This is a genomic window from Mycobacterium sp. 852002-51057_SCH5723018, assembly GCF_001667035.1.
Taxonomy (GTDB): domain Bacteria; phylum Actinomycetota; class Actinomycetes; order Mycobacteriales; family Mycobacteriaceae; genus Mycobacterium.
Genome location: NZ_LZIR01000125.1, coordinates 1 through 12,143, shown reverse-complemented (window position 1 = coordinate 12,143; position 12,143 = coordinate 1). Strand labels below are relative to the sequence as shown.

The window sequence follows — 12,143 nt, the reverse complement described above, 5'->3', positions numbered from 1 at the left end:
AGGCTAGTCCTGGCAGGCAGTTTCGGGCGCGGATGGATCGTGAATTGCGCCGTGTCGGTGAGGTTCTAGGGCACGAGGTGGCATGGTCGCCTGGCGAGGTGGAGATCCTCGACACCATCGACCGCGACACCCACCGCCGCGCCGCCTTGGAAGTCGCCCTGGGCGACTGCGAGGATGTCGGGTCGTCGCGTGCGTTGAAGCTGGCGCAGGAGATCCGGCTCATTGAGGCCCAGACCAGCAGACTGGTCCGGCAGTTGCAGCGCGAGTTGCACAAGCTGCTGGCGCAGGCGCAGAAGCCCGAGGAGCCGCAGCAGCCGAGGTCGGTGGTATCACTGAAAGCCAAGAGAGCAGCCGATACTCGCTGGCATCGGCACCGATTGCAGCAGGCCGCGAATCAGCAGGAGTTCCGCCAGCCGGAGGAGACAGGCTAGTGCCCGACATCGTCACGTCGAACCCACGCACCCGGCTCTCAAGCGAGTGCTAGGCCCCTTGTCCGCCATCGAAGAGATCGTGATGGCCAGGTTCTGCGACGGAGCACGCACCTGGGCTGATGCCGCCACCATGTGCGGCCGCCCCACCCGGGAGGGTGAAACCGTACGCCGCAAGTTCCTCAAACTCAAAAACGCTGAGCTGCAACGCCGCTCGGCGTAATACGCTTCGCACTCCGCAGCTCTACCACCAGAGTGTCCCGGTCCCGCACAGTGCGGATCACCCGGGCTATGAAGTAACCCTTCAACACATAAAGTAGAACACCCACCATGGCCAGAAGCCGAAGCGCAATCACAGGGCGGTACGTCCGCCGATCCACCGCGGTGCGCAACCCGCGAACCACCGTCACCGAAAGTGGCAGCGGCCGCAACCGTAGCTCCGGTACCCACTACCGCAGCGCGGTCACCGGGCGCTACGTGGCACCCGCCACCGCCGCGCGCCACGCCCGCGCCACCGTCACCGAACGCGGTTAATGCCAGCACGGACACGCCGGGACATCCTCTGTCTCGGCGTGTTCGGCGTGCCGACCACCAAGACGCTACGGCCAGCAGACGGGCCTTCATGCCAAATCGACACTCGCACCGTTTTTCAAACGAAACTGTTCGACCGGTACGACAAAACGCCGGTCACGATGCCCAGCGTCCATGCTGGTTCAGGCATCCTGTTGCGCCTCTTCATGATTGGTGAGATATCGATAGGCGGTTGCCCGGCTGATCCCAAAAGCGGCGGCAAGCTCGGCAACCGGCTCACCTGTAGCTGCCAGACGCCGAAGTTGGCCCTGCCTTTCGCGACCGAGCTTGGAGGGCTTTGTAGCTGGCAGTTGGCGATCGCGGCGCGACGCGCGTGATGCGGCGCGGCGTTCTCGGCCGAGTTCGAATTCGAGTTCAGCCAGAGTGGCCATGATTCCCGCCACCGCGCGCCCAGTCGGGGTGGCGGTGTCGATCCCTTCCCGCAAGGCGCGCAGCAAGATTCGGCGATTATCGAGGTCGGCGATGGTACGGGTGATTTCGGCCGCCGACCGTCCTAGGCGGTCGATCGCGGCCACCACGACGGTGTCGCCGGCCCGGGCGTAGTGGAGTAGCGCGGCCAGACCGGGCCGCTGCGTCCCGACGGCGCCAGAGAGTTCATCGGTAAACAGCCGATCGGGGTCGACGCCGGCGACGGCCAGCGTGTCACGCTGGGCGCTGAGGTCTTGGCCGGTAGTGCTGACGCGGGCATACCCCAGAATCGCGGTCATACCCTGACTGTCCCACTCACTACCGACAATCGAGATCTGAGACACGCAGTGTGAGACAAGATATGAGACAGCCCGACCTGGGATTAAGCGATCGGGGAGCACGCCCATCGGGTCTGTCTCATATCTCTAGATCTGAGACGTCGAGCTGATTGAAGTGTTGGTGGTCATGCGTTCTCCTCGTTGCTGTTGTGCAGATCCTTAACGGTGCCGATGAACACGTCGGTGATCTCGGGTAGCCGGGATACCAAGTCCCACAGCGGCTTATCGGTCGCGTACCGCGCGGCGGCGTTCTCCTGGTCCCACTGCTGCTTCCAGGCTGTATAACCAGGCAGGCTATCGGGATCGGAGCTGTAGTCCAGCGGATCAAGCCCATCGGGATGCTTCGGCCGGATCATGTAAAAGCGTGCTAGTCGTCCGGTGTGGCGGTGGTACGCCACCACGTTGATCTTGAGCTCGCTTGGCATGTCGCTGCGCATCTGTACGCGGCCCAGAAGCTGCCACTCGTCCAGGTCTGGCACCTGCAGGCAGGTGCCCTCGGTCAGTGTGACGGCCATCCGTCCATCGGAGTGCACGTGCGCGATCACCTGGTCGGGGCTGCTGGGGCCGTAGCCGGGGCGCAGTGGCGGGGTGGGCGTGATGCTCATGCGTGATCTCCTTCGGCTCGACTCAAGGACGTTGCTAACGCCTGAGCCCGCTGTCTCGTTTCATTACAAACGAGACAGCAACCCCGCGAGGAGCTATCGGGCAGTCTGCAGTGCGGTGGTCAGTCGGCCAGCAAGTTGAGATCAGGTGCCGCCGAGCGTTCGGGGCGTTGGGCGTGCAGATGGACCCGAACTGGCGATCACCGATAGGTATCCCGAGCCGCCTCCCAGCGCGGCGACGCCGGGCGGCCGTCGTAACCCGGCGGGTGCGAAAGAAAGTCAGCGACGACATCCGCTGCGGCCACCTGCTCACACAGCTTTACCAGGTGGACAGCGACGTCGTAGCAGTATGCGAGTGCATCTATCCCCACGTCGGGTCTCAACGGCACCCGCTTCTTGTTCTCGGGGCTTTCGAGCAACATCACCGACGCGCCCCAACGTCGGTCGTAGCGACGCAACCAGCACGTCTCGCCCTCTGACAGCGCACCGGTATGGGCGACATAGTTCCGATAGTCCGCGAGCTTGACCCCGTGAGCGTTCCAGCTCTCCACTACCAGATCGCCGACCTGCGCCGGCACCTTCGAGTTGCCCGACCCAATAGCTTTAGCGGCCGAGCGCATTGAGTCCCAGCGACTCCTCTCGCGCGGGTGGTAGTGCTTCCACAGCACCTTCGAGATCGCCTCGTACACGCGACGCGCGGCGCCGAAATAAGCGTCGATCTCGAACAAAACTCGAGAGTCACCGGTATTGCCGCTCTGCGGGCCCTCAAGGTAACCGTGGTGCTCATTGAAAATTCGGCAGGCCCAGACGTACATGTCGATCACACTGTTGAGGTGGTACAGCGACTCACGGAGGAAGAACCTGACATCACTCTCCTCGTGGTAGTCGACGACAGCGTGCGGCCCCAACACTTCGAGCGCGTGAACCGCTCGCTGGTTGAGGGATGTTCCGTCGCGGTCGATGAGCGTGAGCGAGTAGGAGTTGTAGATCGGCTGGCGGGTCGTTGCGATGATTGACAGACCGGAGGGCGGGCGCTCGCCGTCGGACACGACGATGCCGTGCTCAAAGACGTCGATGTTCTCGGCGTAGGTCACACATCGAGCATTGCAGTGGGCGGCGCGGCCCGCACCCTTACGGCGTCCCTTGCGCCAGCAGGGCGATGCACCATTTCTCTAAAACCGAGAATGCGGCCGACGCCGATATGGTGCAGGCGCCCGTTGACGCGCAAGGTGACAGATCCGGCTTGGTTGACGCGGTCGGTGCATACTCGGTTGTGGGTGTCGATGCGGGTTGTGGGGTCGGCTTTGGGCCGGCTGGTGTAGCTGGTGGCTGGGGTGGCTTGGTGGGGTAGGGCGCGGTGGGGTCGGCGGTGGTTGTATTCGTCGACGAAGGCGTCGAGTTGGGTTTGCAGTTGAGCCAGGGTTGTGGGGCGGGGTTGGCCGGTGAGCCAGCGTTTGAGGGTTTGGTGGAATCTTTCGACTTTGCCGCAGGTGGTGGGGTGGTTGGGGGTGGAGTTGATTTGGCGTACGCCGAGGCGGTGAAGTTCGGCTTCGTATTGGTTGCGTCCGCCTTTGCCGCCGGCGAATCGGGTGGTGAAGACCATGCCGTTGTCGGTCAAGGTTGAGTATGGGATGCCGTGTTTGGCAACGGTTTTGGTGAATTCGTTGACAACGACGGGTCCGGTGATGCGGCGGTGGGCGGTGACGGACAGCGCGTAGCGGGAGTGATCGTCGATCCAGCACAGAATTTCGGTGTGGGTGCCCTGGGCAAGGGACCAGTGGGTGAAGTCGGCTTGCCAGCGTTCGTTGGGTTGTTCGGCGGCAAAACGGATGTAGGACGATTTCGGGCGTTTGTGGGGACTGGGTGTGATGAGCCCGGCCGCGGTGAGGTGGCGGCTGATGGAGGCCGGCGAAACTTGCAGTTGGTGGTGGTGTTCGAGGTGCCAGGCGATGGTGTGGGGTCCGGCGTCGAGTCCTTTGCCGGTCAGCGTTCGGCGCATGTCGAGGATCAGCTCGATGGTGGTCTGCGGTAGTCGCGTCGGGCTGGTGTGGGGCCGTCGTGTCCGGGGCTCGAACGCGGCCTCGCCTTCGAGTGTGTAGCGCTTGAGCAGCCGCGATACCCATCCTTGGGAGACCCCGTAGTCGCGGGCGACCTGCGACTGCGAACGGCCCTCGATGAGGACGGCGGTGATGACCAGACGAGCCTTCGACACCAGCTGAAACTGGCCGACACACCTATTCCGATGTCTTGAGACACCCTATTCGCATGTCCTGAAACACCACACTGTCAGCCCGACCATGTCACGTCTCGGGACAACGTTGACAGGGTGTCCCGAGACGTTTAGAGGCGCGACTTTATTCGGGATTGGGACCACCAATCCCGGCACCACGCTTTCTCACCGGGGCCTACAGCTTGTAGGCCGGGTGGCAGCGAGGCCGGCGCATGCTGCCAATTTTGCTGGGGCGTTCGAGTCTTTGCGCCGCCGTGCGGTAACCGTTCAATGCACGGTCATGCGTTCAGTCCCCGTGACGCGCAGCACTTCGAGTGCTGAGGCCTCGCGCGTGCCGGCGGCGGCGGAGTAGACGATCATGGATTGGTCGGTGTCGGGCAGCAGTAGCGTGTCGCAGTCCAGGACCAAGGGCCCGAAGTCGGGGTGGTCGATCGTCTTCTGCATCGATCGGAACACCGTGGAGCGTCCGTCCTCCCACATCCTGCGGAATCGCTGGCTCCCGGTGATGAGCTCCTCGATCAGCGCACGTAGGTCCGGGTCGGACGGGTGGCGCGAGAGCGCGGTGCGTAGCAGCCCGACCGACTGCTGAGCCGATGCCTCGTCCTGCTCCGGATTAAGCGCCACGCGGGCTTCGCCGGCGCCCAGGAACCGCTGCCAGATGATGTTGCGTTGGCCCTCGGGCCAGCGACCCAAGTCACCGAGCAGCGCGCAGGCCATCGGGTTCTGCGCCAGCACGTCGCCCTTGGCCGAAAGCACCAGCACGGGCAGGTCGGTCAGCCGTTGGAGCAGTCGCAGCACGCTGGGCCGGATCGACATCTCAACCTGTCCGGGCAGCGGCGCTGCGCTGCCGGCGAGGCGGAAGACCTGGTCGCGTTCGTCGCGCTCGAGCCGAAGCGCCCGAGTCAGCGCCGTGATCACCTGGGTGGACGGCCGCGGTCCGCGGCCCTGCTCGAGGCGGGTCACGTAGTCGACGCTGAGCCCGGCGAGTTGAGCCACCTCCTCGCGGCGCAGGCCCACGACACGCCTCCTAGGACCAGCCAGCATCCCGACCTCCTCGGGCATGATGCGTGCCCGAGCGGCTTTAAGTACACGGGCGAGCTCAAGACGATCCACACGTCCAGTCTCCTCCCGTCGGCACCGGACATCCTGGTACCGCCCGTCCCAGCCTCAGAGGTCTCTGGATAGGTTTTCCGCGGCGCGGCACCGTCGAGGCATGAGCGAACCACGCGACATCTCAAGCACCACCACTGTTCTGATCACCGGCGCGAACAAGGGCCTGGGCTACGAGACGGCCCGCCGTCTTGGTGAGCTCGGCTGGCGCGTCTTCCTGGGCGCACGTGAGGAAGTACGCGGCCGCCAGGCCGCCGAGCGGCTCGCCGCTGGCGGTGCGGACGTGATGTTCGTGCCACTGGACGTCACCTCCGACGAGTCGGTCGCTGCGGCCGTCGAAATTGTCCGCGAAAACACCGACCATCTCGACGTGCTGGTCAACAACGCCGGGATCACCGGCGAGGTCATCGGCCCCGAGCAGACGCTGCCCCAGCACCTGATCCCTGTCTTCGCCGTCAACGTCATCGGCCCGGTCCGGGTCACGCAGGCGTTCCTGTCCCTGCTGCGCGCCGGACGCGATCCACGAGTCGTGATGGTCTCCAGCGGCTCGGGGTCGATGACGATCGTGCAAGACCCCAGCCGGGGCGAGGGGTCCTTCGCCCACCTGATGTACCCGCCGTCGAAGGCGGCCCTGAACATGGTCACCATCCAGTACGCCAAAGGCATCCCGGATGTCCGCTTCAACGCGGCTGACCCCGGCTTCACCGCCACCGACCTCAACGGCCATCGGGGCACCCAGACGGTCACTGAGGGCACCGACGCCATCGTCGAACTCGCCACCACCTCTCCCGGGCAGACCGGCCAGTACCGCCACCGCAACGGCGCCGTCCCCTGGTGATGACGGGACCCGGCCCACACCAATGGCTTTGCGCCATCGCATACCGAAATCGCCTCTGCGGTCATCGAACCGCGGAGAACAGCAGTGAGGAGAAGGACATGGGTCGGGTAGCAGTGCCGACATTCTCGATGGCCGAGCGTGACCGCCGATGGGACCTGGCGCGCGCCTTCATGAAACACGAAGGCATCGACGCGCTGCTCGTCTTCGGCGAGCACGAGGACGCCGGCCCGGCACCGTTCGCCTACGACACCTGGTTCACCAACAGCAGGGCCGGCACCACAGTTGTCTTTCCCCGTGACGGCGACCCGGTCTCGCTGTTTCCGATGGAGATGTTCGCAAGGGACCAGATCGAATCCGCGCGTAGAGGCGACATCATCTGGGTTGGGCCACAAAACATTCGAGCGTCTCGCGACTCGCGTGCCATCGCTGACACGCTCACCGAACTGGGGCTGGCAAAGGCAACGATCGGCGTCATCGGCCTGGAGGCCTACCCGCCGTGGCACCCCGAGGGCATCGTGCCGTACCGGCTCTGGAGCAACATCCTCAAGCAGTTCCCCGACGTGGAGTTCACGCCGGTTGCCATGGCACTGTCTCGGTCCATCATGGCGCTGAGCCAAGAAGAGATCGCGGTTGTCCGCCACGCGGCGAGCATCGGCGACGCCATGGTGGAGGCCATGGTGGACACCGCCGCTGCCGGTGTTTCGGAGAGCCAGGTGTACGCGGCGGGAATGGCTGCGGGATATGCGCGCGGGACAACTCCTGCGGCCATGCATTTCTATTCGGGCCCCGACCCACTGGCCAGAGGCTTGCCGCCGTGGAGCTACCGCCCACAAGCCCCCCGCACCCTATACGACGGTGACGTCATATCAGCCGAGGTGTTCTGCCACCTCGCAGGGCGCCACACCCAGCACCAGGTCACGATCACTATCGGCGATCCTCACGCCGACCTGCAGCGCGCGGCCGCCGTCGCTCGCCAGGCCTACGACGCGGCCCTGCTAGCGATGCGCGCCGGCGCCACGTTCGGCGATGTCGTCAACGCAATGCGCACACCGCTGGAGGCGGCCGACGGTTGGGAGTTCGGGCCCTCGCTACACGCGCTCAATCCCGCGATCGCGCTCAGCGGCTTCCCCGCACAGGCGCTGCGGCGAATTGCCGGCGCCCACGCCTACCCTGCCGAGGCCGATCACCCCACCATCTCTGCCGACCTGGAACTCCAGTCCGGGATGACCTTTGCCCTAGAGCCCAACTACGTCTTCGGTCGACACCTGGCCTACATCGGCGGCACCGTGATCGTCGATGACGAAGGCCCGATTGAACTCAACCCGTCGACAGCGCAGATCCTGCGGGCAGCAGGGACGACCACGCCATCCCGGATGTAGTCCCCTGGCGGACAGCCCGCCCGCCGACGTCCGCAAGTTGTGCCGAGTGGGATGTACCGGAAATTTGGACAACGCCGGCGGAATCATTCGGCGCCGGACTGCGCTGTCGAGTTGGGCCCCATCTTCACGCTCACCGACGACGACTACACCCAGATCATCACCGTCATCACCGGAACGGCCTATGCCGCCGTGCGATTGGTACGCCCAACATGATCATCGACGACGAATGCAAGGAGCAACCGTGACCACCACCCGTTGGGGAAAGCCGGCATTCGGCCGGTTCGGCGTATGGACCGTCGATGACGTTCAGCCGCACGAGGCCGCCGAGATCGAGAAGCTCGGCTACGGCGCCCTTTGGGTCGGAGGGTCGCCGTCGGGGGACTTGACAACGGTCGAGGCCATCCTCGCCGCAACCACAACGCTGAACGTGGCCACCGGTGTGGTCAATATGTGGACCACACCGCCCGAGCAGATCGCCGAGTCCTTCCATCGCCTCGAAAAGGCCTACCCAGGTCGGTTCTTACTCGGGGTGGGTATCGGGCACCCCGAATTCGCGACGACCTACCGCACGCCTTACGAAGTGCTGGTGGACTATCTCGGCGTCTTGGACCGCGCTGAGGTCCCGGTCGAGCGGCGGGTATTGGCTGCGCTCGGGCCCAAAGTGCTCAAATTGGCCGCTGTTCGCAGCGCCGGGGCGCACCCGTTCCTGGTCACCCCCGAACACACACGGCAAGCCCGCGCCGTGATGGGTGATTCGGCGTTCCTCGCCCCAGAGCACAAGGTGATCGTGACCACCGATGCCACATATGCGCGTGCCCTAGGCCGCGAAACCTTCGACATCAACATCGGACTGCGCAATTACCAAAACAATCTGAAGCGGCTGGGCTTCAGCGACGACGACATCGCCAAACCTGGCAGCGACCGGCTCGCCGACGCAGTCATCGCCTACGGCACACCCGAAGCGGCCGCCGCGCGTCTGACCGCGCACCTCGACGCCGGCGCCGACCACGTCGCACTGCATGTCCTGGGCGGCTGGACCAACGCAATGCCCACCCTCACCGCGCTAACCGAACCGTTGGGCCTGACCCCGCCCCGCTAGGCGCCCTGCTGAACCGCTCAGCGATCGATGATCTTGTCGAGGCTTCCTGCCCACAGCGTGGGCCGCCAGACTCTCATACCCCTCGGTTTAACCGATCGGGGTCAGGCCAGTCCGCGAGATTGCCTCCAGCATCGGCCGCGCACCGTCGACAACCTCGCATGAGCTTCGACGCAACACCGCCGAGGCGATCAGGACGTAGAGGCGATCGCGGATCATTGATGAACGCGTAGCTTGCAAGTGAACTATCCGGCGACGCCCTCATAGCCGAAGGAGAACGACCGTATGGATGCTGAACTGAATCGCTGGCTGGCCTCGGGACACTCCTTCGACTACCTGGGTTTCGACATCTTCTACCGTGTCGAGGGCAGCGGGCCTCCGCTGCTGCTGATCCACGGTTATCCGTTCAATTCCTTCGACTGGAAGCCGATCTGGCCAAAACTGTCGCAACGGTTCACCGTCATCACACCGGACATGATGGGCATGGGATTCTCCGCAAAGCCCGTAGCCTACGAATACTCGGTGGCAGACCACGCCGACATGCACGAAGCGCTGCTGGCGCATCTGAATATCGACAACGCGCACATTTTGGCCCACGACATCGGCGATTCCGTGGGCCAGGAACTGTTGGCCCGTCACGAGTTCGGTCAGCAAGCCTACGGCGCGCTGCGCATCGACTCGATCACCTGGCTCAACGGAGGCATGTTCATCGAGGCCTACACCCCCAGGGCGGTGCAGAAGCTGATGTCGGGCACCCCATTGGGCGAGATCTTCAGTCATGTGCAGGGCAGTCCTTTGTCCCGTCGGCTGCTGGAACCGACGCTGCGCGAGATGTTCGGCCCGAACACCAAGCCGACCCGGCACATGATGGACGTGTTCAACCAGATCGTGGACTACAACGATGGTCGCCGGGTGCTGCACAAGGTCGGGCGGTTCATCAACGATCGCTACAGGAGCCGCAACCGGTGGGTGCGCGCCATGCGGCAGACCGCGGTTCCGATGCGGTTGATCGACGGGCCGGTCGACCCCAATTCCGGTGCGCACATGGCGCGCCGCTATGCCGAGGTGATACCGGAACCCGATGTGGTGATGCTCGCCGACGACATCGGGCATTGGCCGCAACTCGAGGCGCCCGACGCGGTATTGACGCACTTCCTCGCCCACATCGACCGAATCGCCCGACTGAACGAATAGGTCCCCCTGTCGGGCTTTCCCTCCCATCCCATCGCTGACAAAGAACGCGTTGCCGTCGAGCTTCGAGACACGGTGCAAGACAGCGGGATTCAATTAGCGCCCGGACGAAGACCCGGCAATAGCTGTGCCGCAGGACCGAAAGGGCGCCAGCGCTCATTGGGCGCCGAAGGCAAAAACCGTTGTCGAATCGTAGGTTTGGCCCGGGTTGAGCGTGGTGGTTGGGAAATTCGGGTGATTCGGCGAGTCCGGGTAATGCTGCGTCTCGATGGTGAATCCCGCGCCCTGCCGGTAGCTATGCCCGCTGGTGCCCGTGAAGGACCCGTCAATGAAGTTGGACGTGTAGAACTGCACCCCGGGCTCGGTTGTGGAGACGGTCAGGGTGCGCCCCGTCTGCGGGCTCTCGGCCCTGGCCGCCTCCACCAGCCCGGTGTTGTTGCCGCGGTTGATCACCCAGTTGTGGTCGTAACCCCGGGCCAGCAACAGCTGCGGGTCATTCGCGGTGATATGCGCGCCGATCGCGGTCGGTGATTTGAAATCGAACGGCGTGTCCTTCACGGGGGCGATCTGCCCCGTCGGGATCTGTGTGGGGTCGGTTGGCGTGTAGTTGTCGGCATCGATGGTGATTTTCTGGTCGTAGACGTCGAGCGCGTCCTCACCTGCCAGGTTGAAGTAGCTGTGATTGGTCAGGTTGACGACGGTCGGCGCATCGGTGGTCGCGTGGTAGTTGATGCGCAGTTCGTTCTTCGGGTCCAGGGTGTAGGTGACAGTGGTCGTCAGCGTCCCGGGATAGCCCATATCACCTGCGGGACTGACATATTGGAGCTTCAGGCTCACGCTGGCGCTACCGTTCTGCTGACTGGCCTGCCACGCCTTCGTATCGAAGCCCGCAGTGCCGCCATGCAGGCTGTTGCCGTTATTGTTGATCGGCAAGTGATATTCCGTGCCGTCCAACGAGAAAGCTCCCCCCGCGATCCGGTTGCCAAAGCGGCCGATGATCGCGCCGAAATAGGTCTTGGCGGGCCCGGAGTTGTTCAGGTAGTCGACCAGTGTTGGAAAGCCCAGCACCACATCGTCGACATGTCCGGTGCGGTCGGGGACCTCGATCGACTGAATGATCCCGCCGTAGGTCAGGATTCGAACGCGCATGCCGTGCCCGGAGGTGAGCGTGTAGCGGCTCACGGGGGTCCCACCCACCTGACCGAACGGCTCGCTGGTGATCGAGGGCGGCCCCGCGGGTATCGATGCAATGCCACTGTCCGTAGCGGAGTTAGTCGTCGTGCTGCTACATGCCGTCAAGGCCGCTACACCGGCGATGGCGATCAGCTGAAGTAATAGTTTGCCGCCCATGGGCGCTCCTCGCACTCGTACCGAACCCACCCGTGCGAAAGTATTACCGCTCTTGATCGGCTCGACCGCTGTCAGCCCGACCACAGAAATGGTGTCTGCCCTGCTGTGACGTCTTGGGTGGTGGATCAGACGCTCGGCTACCGAAGCCGCCAGGCAGCGCAGCGGGCGCGGCCGCTGTCGCTCGCCCCCGCTGGCACCGGGGAGTTAGGCGTCGGCCAGAAAGCCGGTCACGCGGTCAACCCGTCGATCCCGTTTGCGTCCAACAGAACCCCGGGTGCGCCGCCCGTTCCAGGGGTGCCCCCGGTGCCGGCCGTCGGTCCAAGCCCGCCGTTGCCGCCGTTGCCCCCGTCGCCGATCAGTATGCCGTTGCCGCCGTCGCCGCCGGCACCACCTGTCGGCGCTCCGCCGCCGCCCTCGCCGCCCGCACCTCCGTCTCCCTGCAGCGCGCCGGCCCTACCGCCGGACCCGCCAGCTCCGCCAGTGCCGTTGCCGTATCCGCCGGCCCCGCCGACCCCGACACCTCGCTGGTCGGCACCCTGTCGCTGTGGCAGGGCGTCGACGTGCCCGGGCCGTCGCTGTCGC

At 64.7% G+C, this 12,143-nt stretch carries 14 protein-coding genes and 1 pseudogene; 9 read left to right on the top strand and 6 right to left on the bottom strand.

Annotation, left to right across the window (positions count from 1 at the left end; all coding sequences use genetic code 11):
- The first annotated feature begins 98 nt into the window (after positions 1–98).
- The 3 genes from A5764_RS25385 to A5764_RS25380 all read left to right on the top strand — a co-directional run bounded on the left by A5764_RS25385 (position 99) and on the right by A5764_RS25380 (position 962).
- Entirely contained in the window at positions 99–431 is a 333-nt protein-coding gene (locus tag A5764_RS25385; RefSeq protein WP_156664880.1) for a hypothetical protein, read from the top strand.
- A 58-nt stretch (positions 432–489) separates the two neighbouring features.
- Complete coding sequence (locus A5764_RS27895; protein ID WP_231989819.1) at positions 490–651, top strand: hypothetical protein; 162 nt, start codon at positions 490–492, stop codon at positions 649–651.
- A 107-nt stretch (positions 652–758) separates the two neighbouring features.
- A complete protein-coding gene (locus A5764_RS25380; RefSeq protein WP_067119062.1) occupies positions 759–962 on the top strand; it encodes a hypothetical protein in 204 nt (67 codons plus the stop codon).
- A 179-nt stretch (positions 963–1,141) separates the two neighbouring features.
- Here the strand turns inward: A5764_RS25380 and A5764_RS25375 are convergent, their stop codons facing one another.
- From A5764_RS25375 to A5764_RS25355, 5 genes are all read right to left on the bottom strand, one after another.
- Positions 1,142–1,726, bottom strand: a complete 585-nt coding sequence (locus A5764_RS25375) for a recombinase family protein (RefSeq protein WP_067119059.1) — start codon at positions 1,724–1,726, stop codon at positions 1,142–1,144.
- A gap of 164 nt (positions 1,727–1,890) precedes the next feature.
- On the bottom strand, positions 1,891–2,370 hold the full coding sequence (locus A5764_RS25370) for a hypothetical protein (RefSeq protein WP_067119057.1): 480 nt from the start codon (positions 2,368–2,370) through the stop codon (positions 1,891–1,893).
- Positions 2,371–2,567: 197 nt separating this feature from the next.
- The gene (locus A5764_RS25365) at positions 2,568–3,461 is read right to left on the bottom strand and encodes a hypothetical protein (RefSeq protein ID WP_067119054.1); all 894 of its coding nucleotides are present in this window, start codon (positions 3,459–3,461) and stop codon (positions 2,568–2,570) included.
- Positions 3,458–4,579, bottom strand: a complete 1,122-nt coding sequence (locus A5764_RS25360; protein WP_067119051.1) for an IS481 family transposase — start codon at positions 4,577–4,579, stop codon at positions 3,458–3,460. The genes A5764_RS25365 and A5764_RS25360 overlap by 4 nt, the downstream gene beginning before the upstream one ends.
- Before the next feature lie 285 nt (positions 4,580–4,864).
- A complete protein-coding gene (locus tag A5764_RS25355) occupies positions 4,865–5,710 on the bottom strand; it encodes a helix-turn-helix transcriptional regulator (RefSeq protein ID WP_067119048.1) in 846 nt (281 codons plus the stop codon).
- A 100-nt stretch (positions 5,711–5,810) separates the two neighbouring features.
- On the opposite strand from A5764_RS25355, the gene A5764_RS25350 reads away from it, so the two are divergent.
- The 5 genes from A5764_RS25350 (at position 5,811) to A5764_RS25335 (ending at position 10,214) form a co-directional block, all read left to right on the top strand.
- Entirely contained in the window at positions 5,811–6,545 is a 735-nt protein-coding gene (locus A5764_RS25350) for an SDR family NAD(P)-dependent oxidoreductase (protein ID WP_197501727.1), read from the top strand.
- 98 nt (positions 6,546–6,643) lie between these two features.
- Positions 6,644–7,924, top strand: coding sequence for an aminopeptidase P family protein (locus tag A5764_RS25345; protein ID WP_067119045.1), 1,281 nt, complete (start codon positions 6,644–6,646; stop codon positions 7,922–7,924).
- A gap of 241 nt (positions 7,925–8,165) precedes the next feature.
- A complete protein-coding gene (locus tag A5764_RS25340; RefSeq protein WP_231989818.1) occupies positions 8,166–9,023 on the top strand; it encodes an LLM class F420-dependent oxidoreductase in 858 nt (285 codons plus the stop codon).
- 94 nt (positions 9,024–9,117) lie between these two features.
- Positions 9,118–9,222, top strand: a complete 105-nt coding sequence (locus A5764_RS30195; RefSeq protein WP_156664885.1) for a helix-turn-helix domain-containing protein — start codon at positions 9,118–9,120, stop codon at positions 9,220–9,222.
- 83 nt (positions 9,223–9,305) lie between these two features.
- Positions 9,306–10,214, top strand: a complete 909-nt coding sequence (locus A5764_RS25335) for an alpha/beta fold hydrolase (RefSeq protein WP_067119041.1) — start codon at positions 9,306–9,308, stop codon at positions 10,212–10,214.
- Between the two features lie 153 nt (positions 10,215–10,367).
- Here the strand turns inward: A5764_RS25335 and A5764_RS25330 are convergent, their stop codons facing one another.
- Positions 10,368–11,561, bottom strand: a complete 1,194-nt coding sequence (locus A5764_RS25330; RefSeq protein WP_067119038.1) for an aldose epimerase family protein — start codon at positions 11,559–11,561, stop codon at positions 10,368–10,370.
- A 506-nt stretch (positions 11,562–12,067) separates the two neighbouring features.
- Here A5764_RS25330 and A5764_RS30190 point away from each other — a divergent pair.
- Positions 12,068–12,143 (top strand): annotated as a pseudogene (locus A5764_RS30190) (hypothetical protein); the annotation flags it as partial.

Excerpts from the sequence above, each read along its gene's own strand:
- A5764_RS25380 (WP_067119062.1), top strand. The coding sequence starts at position 759 with ATGGCCAGAAGCCGAAGCGCAATCACAGGGCGGTACGTCCGCCGATCC.
- A5764_RS25375 (WP_067119059.1), bottom strand. The coding sequence starts at position 1,726 with ATGACCGCGATTCTGGGGTATGCCCGCGTCAGCACTACCGGCCAAGAC.
- A5764_RS25370 (WP_067119057.1), bottom strand. The coding sequence starts at position 2,370 with ATGAGCATCACGCCCACCCCGCCACTGCGCCCCGGCTACGGCCCCAGC.
- A5764_RS25350 (WP_197501727.1), top strand. The coding sequence starts at position 5,811 with ATGAGCGAACCACGCGACATCTCAAGCACCACCACTGTTCTGATCACC.
- A5764_RS25345 (WP_067119045.1), top strand. The coding sequence starts at position 6,644 with ATGGGTCGGGTAGCAGTGCCGACATTCTCGATGGCCGAGCGTGACCGC.
- A5764_RS25335 (WP_067119041.1), top strand. The coding sequence starts at position 9,306 with ATGGATGCTGAACTGAATCGCTGGCTGGCCTCGGGACACTCCTTCGAC.
- A5764_RS25330 (WP_067119038.1), bottom strand. The coding sequence starts at position 11,561 with ATGGGCGGCAAACTATTACTTCAGCTGATCGCCATCGCCGGTGTAGCG.